Annotated in this window: 16 protein-coding genes and 15 tRNA genes; 27 read left to right on the top strand and 4 right to left on the bottom strand. The window is 33.0% G+C overall.

Going from position 1 to position 14,080, the window contains the following annotated elements; all coding sequences use genetic code 11:
* Positions 1–37 precede the first annotated feature (37 nt).
* Positions 38–1,447 carry a hypothetical protein gene (locus ACJDU8_RS01210; RefSeq protein WP_406790314.1) on the bottom strand — a complete coding sequence of 470 codons (1,410 nt, stop codon included), beginning with the start codon at positions 1,445–1,447 and terminating at the stop codon, positions 38–40.
* 95 nt (positions 1,448–1,542) lie between these two features.
* Here ACJDU8_RS01210 and ACJDU8_RS01205 point away from each other — a divergent pair, with 95 nt between their 5' ends.
* The 19 genes from ACJDU8_RS01205 (at position 1,543) to ACJDU8_RS01115 (ending at position 5,980) form a co-directional block, all read left to right on the top strand.
* Complete coding sequence (locus tag ACJDU8_RS01205; RefSeq protein WP_406790313.1) at positions 1,543–2,532, top strand: AIR synthase family protein; 990 nt, start codon at positions 1,543–1,545, stop codon at positions 2,530–2,532.
* Between the two features lie 52 nt (positions 2,533–2,584).
* The gene (rph, locus tag ACJDU8_RS01200; protein WP_406790312.1) at positions 2,585–3,331 is read left to right on the top strand and encodes a ribonuclease PH; all 747 of its coding nucleotides are present in this window, start codon (positions 2,585–2,587) and stop codon (positions 3,329–3,331) included.
* A complete protein-coding gene (locus ACJDU8_RS01195) occupies positions 3,331–3,939 on the top strand; it encodes an XTP/dITP diphosphatase (protein ID WP_406790311.1) in 609 nt (202 codons plus the stop codon). The genes rph and ACJDU8_RS01195 overlap by 1 nt, the downstream gene beginning before the upstream one ends.
* A 3-nt stretch (positions 3,940–3,942) precedes the next feature.
* The gene (locus tag ACJDU8_RS01190) at positions 3,943–4,413 is read left to right on the top strand and encodes a metallophosphoesterase (RefSeq protein ID WP_406790310.1); all 471 of its coding nucleotides are present in this window, start codon (positions 3,943–3,945) and stop codon (positions 4,411–4,413) included.
* A 118-nt stretch (positions 4,414–4,531) separates the two neighbouring features.
* Positions 4,532–4,607 (top strand) — tRNA-Pro (locus tag ACJDU8_RS01185).
* Positions 4,608–4,671: 64 nt separating this feature from the next.
* Positions 4,672–4,745: transfer RNA gene (locus ACJDU8_RS01180), tRNA-Gly, on the top strand.
* Positions 4,746–4,750: 5 nt separating this feature from the next.
* Positions 4,751–4,827, top strand: a tRNA-Arg gene (locus ACJDU8_RS01175).
* Between the two features lie 6 nt (positions 4,828–4,833).
* Positions 4,834–4,909, top strand: a tRNA-Lys gene (locus ACJDU8_RS01170).
* A gap of 8 nt (positions 4,910–4,917) precedes the next feature.
* Positions 4,918–4,993, top strand: a tRNA-His gene (locus ACJDU8_RS01165).
* A 9-nt stretch (positions 4,994–5,002) separates the two neighbouring features.
* Positions 5,003–5,077: transfer RNA gene (locus tag ACJDU8_RS01160), tRNA-Gln, on the top strand.
* A gap of 2 nt (positions 5,078–5,079) precedes the next feature.
* A tRNA-Lys gene (locus tag ACJDU8_RS01155) sits at positions 5,080–5,155 on the top strand.
* Positions 5,156–5,197: 42 nt separating this feature from the next.
* Positions 5,198–5,280: transfer RNA gene (locus ACJDU8_RS01150), tRNA-Leu, on the top strand.
* Positions 5,281–5,311: 31 nt separating this feature from the next.
* Positions 5,312–5,386, top strand: a tRNA-Gly gene (locus ACJDU8_RS01145).
* Positions 5,387–5,395: 9 nt separating this feature from the next.
* A tRNA-Gly gene (locus tag ACJDU8_RS01140) sits at positions 5,396–5,469 on the top strand.
* A gap of 9 nt (positions 5,470–5,478) precedes the next feature.
* Positions 5,479–5,555 (top strand) — tRNA-Arg (locus tag ACJDU8_RS01135).
* A gap of 5 nt (positions 5,556–5,560) precedes the next feature.
* Positions 5,561–5,636, top strand: a tRNA-Lys gene (locus ACJDU8_RS01130).
* A 9-nt stretch (positions 5,637–5,645) separates the two neighbouring features.
* Positions 5,646–5,721: transfer RNA gene (locus tag ACJDU8_RS01125), tRNA-Pro, on the top strand.
* An 86-nt stretch (positions 5,722–5,807) separates the two neighbouring features.
* Positions 5,808–5,881 (top strand) — tRNA-Gly (locus ACJDU8_RS01120).
* Positions 5,882–5,903: 22 nt separating this feature from the next.
* A tRNA-Arg gene (locus ACJDU8_RS01115) sits at positions 5,904–5,980 on the top strand.
* 103 nt (positions 5,981–6,083) lie between these two features.
* Here the strand turns inward: ACJDU8_RS01115 and ACJDU8_RS01110 are convergent.
* The 3 genes from ACJDU8_RS01110 to ACJDU8_RS01100 all read right to left on the bottom strand — a co-directional run bounded on the left by ACJDU8_RS01110 (position 6,084) and on the right by ACJDU8_RS01100 (position 8,730).
* Positions 6,084–7,253, bottom strand: a complete 1,170-nt coding sequence (locus ACJDU8_RS01110) for a tyrosine-type recombinase/integrase (RefSeq protein ID WP_406790309.1) — start codon at positions 7,251–7,253, stop codon at positions 6,084–6,086.
* A gap of 279 nt (positions 7,254–7,532) precedes the next feature.
* The gene (locus ACJDU8_RS01105) at positions 7,533–8,108 is read right to left on the bottom strand and encodes a Uma2 family endonuclease (RefSeq protein ID WP_406790308.1); all 576 of its coding nucleotides are present in this window, start codon (positions 8,106–8,108) and stop codon (positions 7,533–7,535) included.
* 76 nt (positions 8,109–8,184) lie between these two features.
* A complete protein-coding gene (locus tag ACJDU8_RS01100) occupies positions 8,185–8,730 on the bottom strand; it encodes a helix-turn-helix domain-containing protein (protein WP_406790307.1) in 546 nt (181 codons plus the stop codon).
* A 150-nt stretch (positions 8,731–8,880) separates the two neighbouring features.
* Between ACJDU8_RS01100 and ACJDU8_RS01095 the strand changes: the two genes are divergently transcribed.
* The 8 genes from ACJDU8_RS01095 (at position 8,881) to ACJDU8_RS01060 (ending at position 14,074) form a co-directional block, all read left to right on the top strand.
* Positions 8,881–9,090, top strand: coding sequence for a helix-turn-helix transcriptional regulator (locus ACJDU8_RS01095; RefSeq protein WP_406790306.1), 210 nt, complete (start codon positions 8,881–8,883; stop codon positions 9,088–9,090).
* A 4-nt stretch (positions 9,091–9,094) separates the two neighbouring features.
* Complete coding sequence (locus tag ACJDU8_RS01090) at positions 9,095–9,787, top strand: Rha family transcriptional regulator (RefSeq protein ID WP_406790305.1); 693 nt, start codon at positions 9,095–9,097, stop codon at positions 9,785–9,787.
* 27 nt (positions 9,788–9,814) lie between these two features.
* Positions 9,815–10,036, top strand: a complete 222-nt coding sequence (locus ACJDU8_RS01085) for a helix-turn-helix domain-containing protein (RefSeq protein ID WP_406790304.1) — start codon at positions 9,815–9,817, stop codon at positions 10,034–10,036.
* Positions 10,037–10,051: 15 nt separating this feature from the next.
* Complete coding sequence (locus ACJDU8_RS01080) at positions 10,052–12,457, top strand: virulence-associated E family protein (RefSeq protein ID WP_406790303.1); 2,406 nt, start codon at positions 10,052–10,054, stop codon at positions 12,455–12,457.
* Between the two features lie 309 nt (positions 12,458–12,766).
* On the top strand, positions 12,767–13,099 hold the full coding sequence (locus tag ACJDU8_RS01075) for a hypothetical protein (protein ID WP_406790302.1): 333 nt from the start codon (positions 12,767–12,769) through the stop codon (positions 13,097–13,099).
* A 36-nt stretch (positions 13,100–13,135) separates the two neighbouring features.
* Positions 13,136–13,312, top strand: a complete 177-nt coding sequence (locus ACJDU8_RS01070) for a hypothetical protein (protein ID WP_406790301.1) — start codon at positions 13,136–13,138, stop codon at positions 13,310–13,312.
* 131 nt (positions 13,313–13,443) lie between these two features.
* Positions 13,444–13,626 carry a hypothetical protein gene (locus ACJDU8_RS01065; protein WP_406790300.1) on the top strand — a complete coding sequence of 61 codons (183 nt, stop codon included), beginning with the start codon at positions 13,444–13,446 and terminating at the stop codon, positions 13,624–13,626.
* Positions 13,627–13,846: 220 nt separating this feature from the next.
* Positions 13,847–14,074 carry a hypothetical protein gene (locus tag ACJDU8_RS01060; RefSeq protein WP_406790299.1) on the top strand — a complete coding sequence of 76 codons (228 nt, stop codon included), beginning with the start codon at positions 13,847–13,849 and terminating at the stop codon, positions 14,072–14,074.
* The last annotated feature ends 6 nt before the right edge of the window (positions 14,075–14,080 follow it).

The raw sequence follows: 14,080 nt of genomic DNA, 5'->3' as shown, positions 1-14,080 counted from the left end.
CAAAACTATAAAATTTATTTGTAAAAATATTTTTACTTTAGAATTTTGAAGGTGATTCAGGTTTTAAAAGATGTATTATAAGGAAAAATATGAACATATTTTTGTACGTATCGAAAGAAGCTTTTATAGATTTAAAACCTTCTTTTTTTCTGCTGTAACTTACATATTTAGCAAAAACAGGTGCTACTTCACAGGATTCTGGTGAAGGAATTGAAGCTGGCCTAAAATTTTGTTCCTCAATTAAATCTTCAGGTTTAAGAGAAAGGTTTTTATATCTTTCTGCATCATTTAAATTAGGGGGTTCAGGCCAACTTAAAATTACACCTGAATCTATTAACTGGCGTTTAAAAATATCCAATACCACTAAGTTATTTTTATTCCCATCTTTACACAGGTTTGTATCTATCATAAAAACCATAAGATAAAGTATAATTTCCAAGGATGTAAACTCTATATTTTTTTTGGATGTATTTTTCATAAACAATCCTTTTTCCGCATCATAGAGTTTTAAAAGTCTTTCGCATATAAATTTTGCATTATCTTTAGATTTTATGATATTAGTGTATTTATATATTAAAGTGTAGTTTATATAGTTTAATGCATCATTTTCTACATCTGTATTTTTTAATATACCGGATTGGGAATTTTCTTTATAATATTTTTCAAATAAAAGTTCTGATATATCTAATATCAAATCTTTACATTCACTATCTTTTGAGTAGCTGTAAAATATATTTAATGCGAAACATAATCTTGTAAGTTCCTCAAAACCTAGCTCATATAATTCTTCTTTTAGCTCAATAAGCATTTTTAAAATGTCAAAAGCAAAGTTTTGGAATTCTTCCTTTTCTTCATTTTCCAGTAAAAGAGCACATTTATAATAAGCAGCCATTAAAAGGGCTTGAGATGAAAACTTAAATTTTTTATTTTTTTCTACAAAGTCTAGTTCTTCTTGTGATGAATTACTTTCATATTTTTTGTCAATAAATATACCATCTATGTTTCTAAAATATAAAGCGTAGAATTCTAATTGCTTTTTACATATAAAACTGTAAAGTGTTTTAAAATCATATTTATGTTTATTTATGTTATAAAAAGAGTTATAGTAATCCGAAAGTTCCAACAAGCATAAGGTCATAAATGCATTGCTGTCTATGTTTATTTCTTTTTTAAATTTGTCCTCATTCCAGCATAGTTTGTTATCCATGTTTATAAGAACAGGATTTGCCTTTCTATATATACATAGAAGTGGAGAAACATCTTTAAATGTGTTAATATCAAAGTTAGATATATTTTTTGCATTTAGTTCTTTAATTGAGGTGGAAATTCCACATTTTGAGTGTAGTACAATTTCCTTTAGAGATTCTTTTGAGAAATGAAATAGTTGATGTTTAATATCATGGGGTTTTATTTTATTAATTCTCAAAAAAGGTCCTATATATTTCAAAATATTTACACCTACCATAAATTAATCCTTATATAAATAATATGAAATAGGATGAAAAATAGTTCTTATTTATTTTTTAGAAGGGAAGAATTTTTATGAAAGCTGGAAAGTTAGACTGGGAAGATTTAAGAAATATAATAGATAAAAATAGATCTGTTAAAAGAAATGATGTTAGAATAAGAAGTGGTATAGGGGAAGATTGCAGTGTAATAAATTTTGGAGATAAAGAATGTGTTGTTTCTACAGATCCTATTACTGGAGCCAGTATAAATAGTGGAAGACTTGCTGTACATATAAACTGTAATGATATAGCATCTTGTGGAATTGAACCTGTAGGACTTTTGGTTACAATTTTAGTTCCTGAAAATGCTTCTTTAAATGATATAAATACAATCATGAGAGAAATTAGTGAGGAAGCTAAAAAATTAAATGTAGAAATTTTAGGAGGACATACTGAAGTAACAAGTTCTGTAAACAAAATAGTTATATCCTGTACCGCAATAGGAAAAGGAGATAGAGGAAAAGCTGTATCAACTTCAGGGGCGAAAGAAAATGATGATGTAGTGGTAACTAAATATTTATGTCTGGAGGGAACTAATATTGTAGTAAATGACTATGAAGATAAATTAAGGGGTATACTAACCCCTCAGGAGATAAGTGAAGCTAAAGATTACATAAAACAAATAAGTGTGGTTAAAGAAGGTGTATTATCAGGAATATTTGGAGTAAATTCTATGCATGATATAACTGAAGGTGGAGTCTTAGGAGCTCTCTGGGAGGTTGCTAGGGCAAGTGACGTTGGATTTAAGGTTTATAAGGATAAAATGCCGTTAACCAAAATAACAAAAAAAATATGCTGCCAATATTCAGTGGACCCTTTAAAATTTATTTCATCAGGAAGTATGCTTATTACAACTCCAAGAGGTGAAGAACTAGTTCATATGTTGGAAACTGAAGGTATTAAAGCTTGTATTATAGGGAAAATTACTAGAAAAGGATATATACTAGTTTGTGATACCGATGAGGAGGGGATAGTTGCCCCCAAAAGAGATGAATTATTTATACTAGGGGAAAAATTAAAGTAGTTGAGGTATAATTTTATTAAACAAAATATAGTTTTTATTTCGGAGGTAGAATATGAGAATTGATGGTAGAAAATGCAATCAAATTAGACATGTAAAAATAACCAGAAACTATACAAAGTATGCAGAAGGTTCTGTATTAATAGAGAATGGAGATACAAAGGTAATATGCACTGCTTCTATAGAGGATAAGGTACCTCCTTTTTTAAAGGGAAAAGGAGAAGGATGGATTACCTGTGAATATAATATGATACCTAGAGCTACTCAAGTTAGAAAGACCAGAGATATAAGTAGAGGTAAGATTGATGGAAGGACCATGGAAATACAGAGAATAATAGGTAGGGCCCTTAGATCTGTAGTGGATTTAAAAGCTATTGGAGAAAAAACCATATGGGTTGATTGTGATGTGATTCAGGCAGACGGGGGAACTAGAACTGCATCTATATCTGGAGCCTTTGTAGCCTTGGTTGATGCTGTAAATAAACTTCATAAACAAACTCCTTTTTCTGTGTATCCCATAAGAGATTTTGTAAGTGCTATAAGTGTAGGGATAGTAAATGATATAAGGATGCTGGATTTGTGTTATTTAGAGGATTGTAAGGCTAAAGTAGATATGAATGTAGTAATGACAGATTCCGGAGAGTTTGTTGAAATACAGGGCACAGGAGAACAGAATCCCTTTAGTCGTGAAGATTTAGAAGAACTTTTAATTTTAGCAGAAAAGGGAATAACGTGTATGATTAATGCACAAAAAGATAGTTTGAAAATGGATTCTTTATGGATAGGGACAGGTGGCCAATAATGAAAGAATTAATAGTGGCAAGTAATAATTGGAATAAAATAAAAGAAATAAAAAAGATACTTTCTAAATATCCAATAAAAGTTATATCAATGAAAGAAGCTAATATAAATATTGATATTGTAGAAGACGGAACTACATTTCGAGAAAATGCTTATAAAAAAGCTAAAACCATATATGATCTGTTAAAAGGTCAATGTATGGTACTTGGAGATGATTCAGGACTTGTAGTAAGGGGATTGAATGGAAGACCAGGGGTGTACTCTGCAAGATTTGCCGGAGAACATGGAAATGACAAAAAAAATAATGAAAAACTTTTGAAACTTTTAGAAGGTAAAGATTATGAAGATAGAAAAGCTAAATTTGTATGTGCAATGACATTGATAATAGATGAGAATAAGATGCTGGAAGTTGAAGGGGAAATAGAAGGTATGATATGCGATGAGGAAAGGGGAGAGAATAAATTTGGATATGATCCTTTGTTTTATGTCCCTGAGTATAACATAACTTTTGGAGAAATGGATCCTACACTGAAAAATTGTATAAGTCACAGGTCTATGGCGCTAAAAAAATTAGAAAAAGGAATGAAATATTTTGTAGAGGAGGTTTAAGTTTTGCAGATAGGAGTAGTAAGTGATACTCACAGGTATAAAAAATTTATGAATAAAGTTGTAGAGGCACTGTGTAATACAGAGTTAGTTATTCACTTAGGAGATAATGTTCAGGATGTTCAGGAAATAAAAAAAATTTATACTGGACCTGTTATCAGTGTGAAGGGCAACTGTGATTTTAATGTAGATGTTCCTGGTGAAAAATTAGAAGTTATAAATGGTAAAAGATTTTTCATAACTCACGGACATAGATATGATGTTAAATATAGCTTATCTAGGTTAAAATATAGAGCTATGGAAGAAAAAGCGGACATAGTTTTATTTGGACATACTCATATATCCCAAATATTTCATGAAGAGGGCATGTGGTTTATTAATCCGGGCAGCCCATCCGTGCCTAGGGATGGGTTTAATAGTATAGTAATTATAGATATAGACAAGGGAATTATAAGTCCAAGCATTAAAGGTATTTAAAGAAAAATAAAAAAAACTAGAAAATAAGTATTGACGAATTAATATATATCGTGTAGAATAATTAATGTCGTCAAGAGTTTCAGATGATTTTTGTTTGAATTAAGAGAGCTTTTAATGTCGGGGTGTGGCGCAGATGGGAGCGCGCGTGGTTTGGGACCATGAGGTCGCAGGTTCAATCCCTGTCACCCCGACCATTTAATTCTAACTAAATAACCTAAGTGTGTTATCTGGATGAAATTTGTTTGATGAATAAGTTGTGCGGGTGTAACTCAATGGTAGAGTGCTAGCCTTCCAAGCTAGTTATGAGGGTTCGATTCCCTTCACCCGCTCCAAGCGTGCGTCTTTAGCTCAGTTGGATAGAGCAACGGCCTTCTAAGCCGTGTGCCGGGGGTTCGAATCCCTTAAGACGCACCAGAGTATGCGCCATTAGCTCAGTTGGTAGAGCATCTGACTCTTAATCAGGTTGCCCGGGGTTCGAGTCCCCGATGGCGTACCAAAAATATGGTGGGCGTAGTTCAGTTGGTAGAGCGCCAGATTGTGGTTCTGGTTGTCGTGGGTTCGAATCCCATCGTTCACCCCAATTTAATGATGGGATGTAGCCAAGTGGTAAGGCAGTGGACTTTGACTCCACCATTCGTAGGTTCAAATCCTGCCATCCCAGCCAATGGTTTACTAGCTCAGTTGGTAGAGCACATGACTTTTAATCATGGTGTCCGGGGTTCGATTCCCCGGTAAGCCACCAATTGGTACATTAAGTTATTTGATTTATTTACATTTTTTAAATGCAGGTGTGGCGGAATTGGCAGACGCACTAGACTTAGGATCTAGCGCCTTGGCGTGGGGGTTCGACTCCCTTCACCTGCACCAATTAGGAATACATTCATAATTTATATATACTGCGGGAGTGGCTCAGTGGTAGAGCGTCACCTTGCCAAGGTGAACGTCGCGGGTTCGAATCCCGTCTTCCGCTCCAAGTAATTGTGCGGGTGTAACTCAATGGTAGAGTGCTAGCCTTCCAAGCTAGTTATGAGGGTTCGATTCCCTTCACCCGCTCCATGTAGATATGCGTCTTTAGCTCAGTTGGATAGAGCAACGGCCTTCTAAGCCGTGTGCCGGGGGTTCGAATCCCTTAAGACGCACCAGATATGCGTTATTAGCTCAGCTGGTAGAGCATCTGACTCTTAATCAGGTTGCCCGGGGTTCGAGTCCCCGATAGCGTACCAGTTTTGTGACGGGGTGTGGCGCAGATGGGAGCGCGCGTGGTTTGGGACCATGAGGTCGCAGGTTCAATCCCTGTCACCCCGACCATTTGAGCCAAATAGAACAACTATGAGATTTATTGCTGTTTCTTTTCTATAGGGTTGTTTTAGAGGGAAAGTTATTTATTAAGTTATGCGGGTGTAACTCAATGGTAGAGTGCTAGCCTTCCAAGCTAGTTATGAGGGTTCGATTCCCTTCACCCGCTCCATTTGCATTTTTAAAATAAATAAGCACCCATAGCTCAGTTGGATAGAGTGATGGACTTCGAATCCAGAGGCCGCAGGTTCGAGCCCTGCTGGGTGCGCCATCAAACGTTGATAACACTGAATTTCGGTGTTTTTTATTTTACCCTAAGTAAAAATTTACCCCTCTTTTTACCCCTTATAGATTTTTATAAAAGAAAAGGAGGATTATTTTACCCTCATATTTTCATATAAGTCATTTAATTTTGAAGCTGCTTTTTTCTTCATACCTTCCAATACGTGAGTATATATGTCTAGGGTGGTAGATATATTACTATGCCCCAGTAGTTCCTGAACTGTCTTCGGTTCCTCACCTAATTCGAATAATCTAGTAGCGAAAGTGTGCCTTAAATCATGAAATTTTCTATCTGGGAAGCCAATATTATTGAGTACTCTTTTAAATCTTTTGCGCACATTGCTTCCATCTAAATATCTACCATATATATTGCAGAAAACTAGATTATTATCCTCATATAAATTAGCCATTTTCAATTTCAATTCTCTTTGGTGAAGTTCATATTGTTGTAATCTTTTAGTTAAAAAAGTGGGTATGGTTACTCTCCTATTGCTATTTTCACTTTTAGGTGTCTGTAATGCTATGTGGCAGTTTTCACGACCATTTTTACTAACGTCACTTGTATATTTTACTGTTTTATTGACACGTATAATGTCATTTTCAAAATCAATATCATTCCAGGTTAGAGCTAATAATTCACCTTGCCTTAGTCCTGAATTGAGAGCGGTTAAAAACAATACTTCTAAATCGTGCCCTTTAATAGCTTGGATAAATTTTTCTTGCTCCAATAAATTAAATGGCTTTACATCATTAATCTTACTTAACTTTTTTTCTTCATTATCTTTAGGAACTACTAGTGCCCTGGAGAAATCTTTTATAATCATATTGCTATCATAGGCGTATCTAATGGCAGGAGCTATTAACTTGTGTAGATTCTTTATGCAATTAACGGACTTGCCTTTTTTTATTAATTTATTGTAATAGTCTTGTATATCTTTAGATGTAATATCCTTTAATTTGATACCGGATATGTCACTGTTCTTAATATAGTTTCTATAGATACCTTCATATCTTTCTTTAGTGGATGGTTTAATATCTCCATAATGGACATCAAAAAGCCAATCGCATAAAAAGTTTCCAAATAGTTCTTTATTATTTACACCGTAATCAAGCTCATTTACAGCACTCTTTATTTTAGCATCAAGCTCTTTGACGGTGGACCCATACATGTCTTTAGGCTTTTTCAAATTTTTATGTCTTAACCTGTAAAAATAGTATTCTCTATCATTAATCTTTCTTTTCCTGTATGTAGTTTTAGCCATAGTCTTACTCCTTTCAAAAATAAATTATGTGCAAGTGTGCAATATGTGCATATGTATTTTTTTATTTTATATTTTTTATCTGTACCATATGTACCATCTGTACTTATTAAGTAATTTCAAGAATTTGAATAGGGTACAGATGTATCTTCAATGGGTACACATTCTGTACCCCGATTTATTTATTATTACTAGAATGAATGTTTTAAGGGCAAGTATGTATTATATTTTATCCATAGGTGTGTATAATTTCAGTGGTTACTATGAAATATTACAAAGTACCTACACACCTAAAATGTTAAAATCAATTTCTAAACTGTCATATATCCCCACTTTTATTGTATCTGTAAATGTGTAAAATTTAGGGGCGGAATAATGCATGGTATCATCAAGCTTATAAACAACAATTGTTTTCTCCATCGGATTCACTATCCAATATTCTTTTACTCCAAATTGTTCGTATAGCCCTAATTTCCTTACATAGTCATTGGATGGATTATAAGGTGACACTATTTCAATTATCATATCAGGAGCACCAATACAGCCCTTATCATTTAATTTATTCCTATCACATATTATAGATATATCAGGCTGGACAATATTCTTACAGTTATCAAGGTTTTCACCATTAGTAAGAAATACATCAAAAGGTGAAGGATATACCTTGCAATTACCGTTGTTGGATTTAATATAATTATTAAATATGGTTATTAATTCAGAAATTAATTCTTGATGTATTCTTGATGGAGCTGGAGACATAGCATATAGTTTACCTTCTATAAGCTCAATACGTTCATTTTCAGGGTAATTCATGTAGTCAACATAAGTGTAGGTTTTGTTTTTAGCTGTGTTATCCATAGAATTTTACCTCCCTTTTAAAATATTTATAATAACCGCTTATTTTGAATTTAAGTTCATAAATAAAAGTGGTATCTTATTCTTCATCTTTAAGTTCTTTTAAAAAGTATAAGACTCTCATTTCTCTATATTTTTTTATGTCGTCAAGCATTTTCTCTCCAAACTCTATATATATATTCTGACCTATGGTAACAACATCTTCCATATCTTTATCAGTTATGGTTACTGATATTCCATCACCATTATCTTCAGTTTGTATTTCATATTCTGGAGAATCATAATCGAATTCGCTTAGAAGATTATTTATTTTATAATATAATCGTTCATATTCTTTATTAGCTTCCAACTCCTTATTCTGGACATATTCGGCATATTCATCCATCATTTCTAATTTAGCTTTTATTCTATCAGGATCGTATAATAGATCGAATTCAGAAACACCTAAAACTGTGGCTATTTTTTGTAATATGGTATTATTCGGTTCTCTAGTATTGCTTTCATAGTTAGCGTATGTAGATCTTGGTATTCCTAATTTTTCAGCCATTTCTGCTTGTGTTATGTTTAATTTTTTTCTATATATTTTTATTCTATCTCCAATTTTAATCAACTCATTTAGTCCCATATAGTTACCTCCTAAATATAATATTAATATTATTTCTTCAAAAAAGCAACAAAAAGGCAAAATGGTATTGGCTTACTCAAATATGAAGATATATAATATAAATACAAAACTATTCTTCATATTTGAGGAATAAGAGTGGAGGGAGTAACAATGAAATATAAATTAGCAGCTAAAAGAGTTGAGAAGGGCATTAAATCAGGTAAATTTGCTAAGAAATTAAATATTACTCCTCAATATTTAAGATTAATAGAAAAAGGAACAGTCGAGCCTAGAGTAAAATTAGCATTAAAAATTTGTGATTTACTTGATGCGGACCCAAGAGAACTATTTTTCAATGATGCAAATGAAAAGGAGGGATAAATAAATGCTAAATTTAAATGCTCTGATACCAGAAAAAATTACTTTAAGCAGCAGAGAAGTTGCTCTAATGGTTGATAAAAGACATGACCATTTAATTAGAGATATTGAAACTTATATGAAGCAGATGGAAGAAGCTAATAAAACACTCACCCCAAATTTGGGGGCAGTAAATGAGGAGCCCTCAATTTTGAGGAATCATATAAATCCTAAAGGTTACTTTATTAAAAGCAGTTATAAAGATAGTACCGGTAAGAAAAACAGGTGTTACAAAATAACCAAAATGGGTTGTGACTTTATTGCCCATAAGATGACTGGTGTTAAGGGTACCGCTTTTACAGCTGGCTATATAAAGAAATTCTATGAGATGGAGAGTAAGCTAAAGCTGGAACTTCAAACTAAAGAAGATTTTAAGGAAATGACAGCTGCGATTAAACAAGTTAAGGAAAATCCAAAACCATACAATTTTAGTAATGAAGTAAACATGATAAATAAAATAGCACTAGGACGCACTTCAAAACAATTTAAAATTCAAAATAATATCCTGGAAAAGGACAATATAGGAAAGTATCTATCTTATGAACAATTACAGCTAATCGATATATTGCAAAAACTTAATGCCTCAATGATATTACTGCAGATGGATTATGAGGAGAGAAAAGCTAGATTACAGGATTATAGATTAAAACTAGCGGCTTAATTTCAAGAAGGAGGAGGATTCAGACTAATGGAAGAACGTAAAATCACAGAGGGATTAAAGCATGATAAGAAAAAGACTATATTAATTAGTCCAATAGAAGCTATGGAACTCCTGGGAGTTGGTAGAAACACAATGTATGAGAATTTATTAAAGAGGGATGATTTTCCGGCATTTAAACTAGGCTCACGCTATTTCGTAAGTCTTGAATTACTTCAAGAATGGGCGAATAAGGAATGCAGTAAAAAATAAAGTTGGTGATGATATATGCTGATTAATGATAGGCAGGTAATGATATCAGTTGCAAGTAATAGAAAATCTACTCGTTTAACTCCATTAAAAATTTTTGTTTCAGAATATTATGAGAAGTTTCGAACTCCAGCAAAAAGTTTGGAGACATTACAAGAATATAAATCCATGAATAAAAGCAAACAGGATGAACTGAAGGACATAGGTGCTACTGTAGCAGGTACTTTTAGGAACAATATTAGAAGAGCTAATTGCGTCATAGGTCGTGATGTTATTACGCTGGACCTTGATAATATTCAACCTGGGGGAACTAATAATACTATTTTAAAGGTGGGTAGTCTAGGCTGTTCTTATGCAATCCATTCTACTAGAAAACATGAGGAGAGTAAACCAAGGTTAAGAGTACTTATACCAACTAATAGAACAGTTACTAGTGAAGAATATGAGCCTATAGCAAGAAAAATTGCTAGTTTGATTGGTATAGATTTGTGTGATCCATCAACGTTTCAGGCTTCCCGGCTTATGTATAATCCTAGTTGCTGCAGTGATAGTCAATACATTTACACTTATGGAGACAAGCCGTTTATTGATGCTGATGGAGTACTTGCAATGTATTCTGATTGGCGCAATATAGCAGAGTGGCCAGAAGTGCCAAAAGCACAGGTGAATTATGCAAAGCTCGCATCTAAGCAGAGAAATCCTACTGAAAAATCTGGAGTAGTTGGGGCGTTCTGTAGAACCTATGATGTGTATAAGGCTATGGAAACATTTCTTCCTGGTGTATATGAGCCATATGGTAATAGCTCTGATAGATTCACTTTTGCACAAGGTTCTACAACCGGAGGAGCTGTAGTTTATGAAAATGGTAATTTTCTATATTCAAATCATGCTACTGATCCAGCAAGCGGAAAATTATGTAATGCCTTTGACCTAGTAAGATTGCACAAATTTAGTGAGTTAGATAATAACTCTCTTCCTAACACTTCTATAAACTCATTGCCTTCATATAAGGCAATGTATGAGTTAGCTGTGAGTGATACACAGGTTGTAGCACTTATAAATCAGGAACGATATGAGAAAGCAAAGGAAAGTTTTAGCGTTGAATTAGAAGATGATTTTGAATGGACTAAAAAGCTAGATTTAAACTCTAAGGGCATTATGAAAAATACCTACTCAAATATAAAAATAATTATTGAAAATGACCCTAATATAAAGGGAAAAATAGTATTTGATGAATTTAGTAATAGAGCTAATATAGTTGGCAATTTACCCTGGAATAGATCAAGCACTAAAAATTATTTAATAGATTCAGATATCATAAATATGTGTGAGTATATAGAAAAGACTAGAGGAATTACAATAAGTGATGATAGACTCAGAAAAGTATTAAAGGCAAGCATAGAGGGAAATCCGGTTAATCCACCTAAAGAATATCTAAATTCACTTAAATGGGATGGTATTAAAAGAATAGATACGTTGTTAGTAGACTATTTTGGTGCAGAAGATACTGAATACACAAGAATTGTAACGCGTAAGTGGTTATGCGGCGCTGTGGCAAGAATATTTGTGCCGGGAATTAAATTTGATTATATGCTAGTGCTTATTGGGGATCAAGGAGTGGGAAAAAGTACTTTCTTTCAAAAGCTAGGCAAGAATTGGTTTACAGATTCTATTCAGGATGTTGAAGGAAATCAGGCAATAGAAAAAATATTAGGTTCATGGATTATAGAATTTGGAGAATTGCAGGCCTTTAATAGGGCTGAATCCAGAGCTTTGAAAAGATTTATTGCGGCTACAGAAGATAAAACGAGATTAGCTTTTGCAAGAAATACTGAATATTTCAAAAGGCAATGTGTATTTGCGGGAACAACAAACGAAGAAGAATTTTTGAAAGATGATACAGGGAATAGAAGATATTGGCCCGTTAATTTTAAGGGTAAACATATAACTAAAATTCTAGATAGTAATGATTTTGAAAATTCAATAGATCAAATATGGGCAGAAGCAGTTTATAGATGGAAGCAATTAAAGGAACCTATATTTTTAACGAAAGAGCAGGAGAAATTAGCTTTAGAACAACAAAAAAAACATACTTTAACTGATGAAAGAAAAGGCATAATTGTAGAGTATCTTGACAAACTTTTGCCTAGTAATTGGAAAGAGCTTCCTATATATCAAAGAGTAAATTTTATAAATGATGATTTTTTTCCTCAGGGAGAGGTGTTAAGAAATAAGGTTTGTATTCTTGAAATATGGGTAGAGTGTTTTTGTAAAAATAAAAATGATATTAGGAGAATTGATTCTAATGCTATAGCTTCAATTATGAATAGTTTAGAAGAATGGGAAAAGGCGGGTTATACTTTAAGATTTGGTCCTTATGGAAAACAAAAAGGGTATAAAAGAAAGGAATTAGAAAACAGTTGACATGTAGTTGTAAATGGGTTGTCGGTCTGGTTGCCCTTACCAATCTTGTGATACTGAGGGTTTACCCCTATATGACAACTATACAACTAAAAATAATTAATAGTAAATATATATTTATCTCTTTTGCAAAAATATATATCTAAATAATTACATACGACACCCATTGTAATGAAAAAAATTGGTTGTCTGGTTGTTGAGTAGACCTAAAGCCTTGTATTCCAATGCTTTAGGTGAGCAACCGATATTTTATGTGTATAAAGCGGGTTGTCAGTATAAAAAGAATAATGATAAAAGGGAGTAGTTTTATAAATGGATACTCTTAATCAAGTATGGAAAAGTTTTAATAATAAAGTGCTAGCTGAATTTTCAAGAAATAATCCTGAACCATTTAAAAAAGTGTTCAAAGATGCGAAGGAAATATCTCATGATATGTGGATATCTGTAATGGAAGATGGAGCACTCGATTATCATCCAACAAAATCATATATAGGGAATGGTGAATATGGTAATTGCATTTTAATAATTTTCGAATTTAAATACAAGTTTCAAGAAATCGCAGAAAACAGAAGAAGATTGTATCTTCAGTGGACTTATCAGTATAAAGGGAGTTTATGTACTAAGTATTATGCAGTAAAAAGATAACTCCATAAAAATTTAATGAAAGGTAGGTGTTCAATTATGCCAGATACAAAAATGTCTAGTGGAATTTCTAAGTATTTTTATACAGATGCCGCTAAGAAAAGACTCATGGATGAAGGTCTGAAGGCAACTAATGCTAAATTGACTAGGAGTCAAAGAAGAAAATTTAAAAGAGAACTTGCTAAGTATATGTTAAAGAATAAAAGAGAGTTATAGAAGCTTATAACATAAAATCAGTCAGCATCACAAAGGCATCTGTAAGTTGGGGATACCTTCAAAGCTAGAGATTATTAATCCTAAAGGGAACGATAAGTTGTAGCCCCTTGTATGAGAGGGCAAAACTTGCATTGAGGCTGGAGCCTATTATACAAGAAAAGGCTAAGGAAAATCAAAGTAGATTTAAAAGGAATCAATATACAGGTGCAGTTTGTCAGAAATCTGACAAAGACCAAAAGCCAATTGACACCAAAAAAGAACTAGCCCAAATAGCTGGAGCCTATTATACAAGAAAAGGCTTAAGGAGAATCTAAAACATCAGCGGGTGGCAAAAATCCTCAGCCTTGTCAGAAATCTGACAAGGTCGAGAGAAAAAAGGTTCGCAGAAATCTGCTAACCTTAAACAAATAGATACACAAAAAGAACTAGCCAAAATAGCTTGAGCCCATTATACAGGAAAAGGCTAAGGGAAATAAAATTGAAGCTATTGAAATTGCAAGAAAAAATAATCCTAAAAATAAAAGCGAACTGTTTTTGACGAAATTATCAAAAACAGTTGAAAGTAAGCAGTCTATAAATACAAGAAAAGAAATAGCAGATATAGCCGGAGTATCTGAAGATACCATTCACAAGGTTAAAGTTATTGAAGATAAGGGAAGTGAAGAACTCAAAGAGCAGCTGAAAAATAAAAAAGCAAAATCGGGTTGTCAGATTTCTGACAAGGCGATTGACACCAAAAAAGAATTAGCACAAATAGCTTGAGCCTAT

The sequence above is a fragment of the Candidatus Clostridium eludens genome (assembly GCF_045310515.1).
GTDB classification, from domain to species: Bacteria; Bacillota; Clostridia; order Clostridiales; family Clostridiaceae; genus Clostridium_B; species Clostridium_B eludens.
The sequence above is the reverse complement of the archived record's forward strand: the minus strand, read 5'-3'. Positions and strand labels throughout refer to the sequence as shown.

Bases quoted from the DNA above. Each gene is read 5' to 3' on its own strand.
- ACJDU8_RS01070 (WP_406790301.1), top strand. From the start codon at position 13,136: ATGCCAGATACAAAAATGTCTAGTGGAATTTCTAAGTATTTTTATACA.
- ACJDU8_RS01095 (WP_406790306.1), top strand. From the start codon at position 8,881: ATGAAATATAAATTAGCAGCTAAAAGAGTTGAGAAGGGCATTAAATCA.
- ACJDU8_RS01105 (WP_406790308.1), bottom strand. From the start codon at position 8,108: ATGGATAACACAGCTAAAAACAAAACCTACACTTATGTTGACTACATG.
- ACJDU8_RS01110 (WP_406790309.1), bottom strand. From the start codon at position 7,253: ATGGCTAAAACTACATACAGGAAAAGAAAGATTAATGATAGAGAATAC.
- ACJDU8_RS01090 (WP_406790305.1), top strand. From the start codon at position 9,095: ATGCTAAATTTAAATGCTCTGATACCAGAAAAAATTACTTTAAGCAGC.
- ACJDU8_RS01085 (WP_406790304.1), top strand. From the start codon at position 9,815: ATGGAAGAACGTAAAATCACAGAGGGATTAAAGCATGATAAGAAAAAG.
- rph (WP_406790312.1), top strand. From the start codon at position 2,585: ATGAGAATTGATGGTAGAAAATGCAATCAAATTAGACATGTAAAAATA.
- ACJDU8_RS01205 (WP_406790313.1), top strand. From the start codon at position 1,543: ATGAAAGCTGGAAAGTTAGACTGGGAAGATTTAAGAAATATAATAGAT.
- ACJDU8_RS01075 (WP_406790302.1), top strand. From the start codon at position 12,767: ATGGATACTCTTAATCAAGTATGGAAAAGTTTTAATAATAAAGTGCTA.
- ACJDU8_RS01080 (WP_406790303.1), top strand. From the start codon at position 10,052: ATGCTGATTAATGATAGGCAGGTAATGATATCAGTTGCAAGTAATAGA.
- ACJDU8_RS01100 (WP_406790307.1), bottom strand. From the start codon at position 8,730: ATGGGACTAAATGAGTTGATTAAAATTGGAGATAGAATAAAAATATAT.
- ACJDU8_RS01195 (WP_406790311.1), top strand. From the start codon at position 3,331: ATGAAAGAATTAATAGTGGCAAGTAATAATTGGAATAAAATAAAAGAA.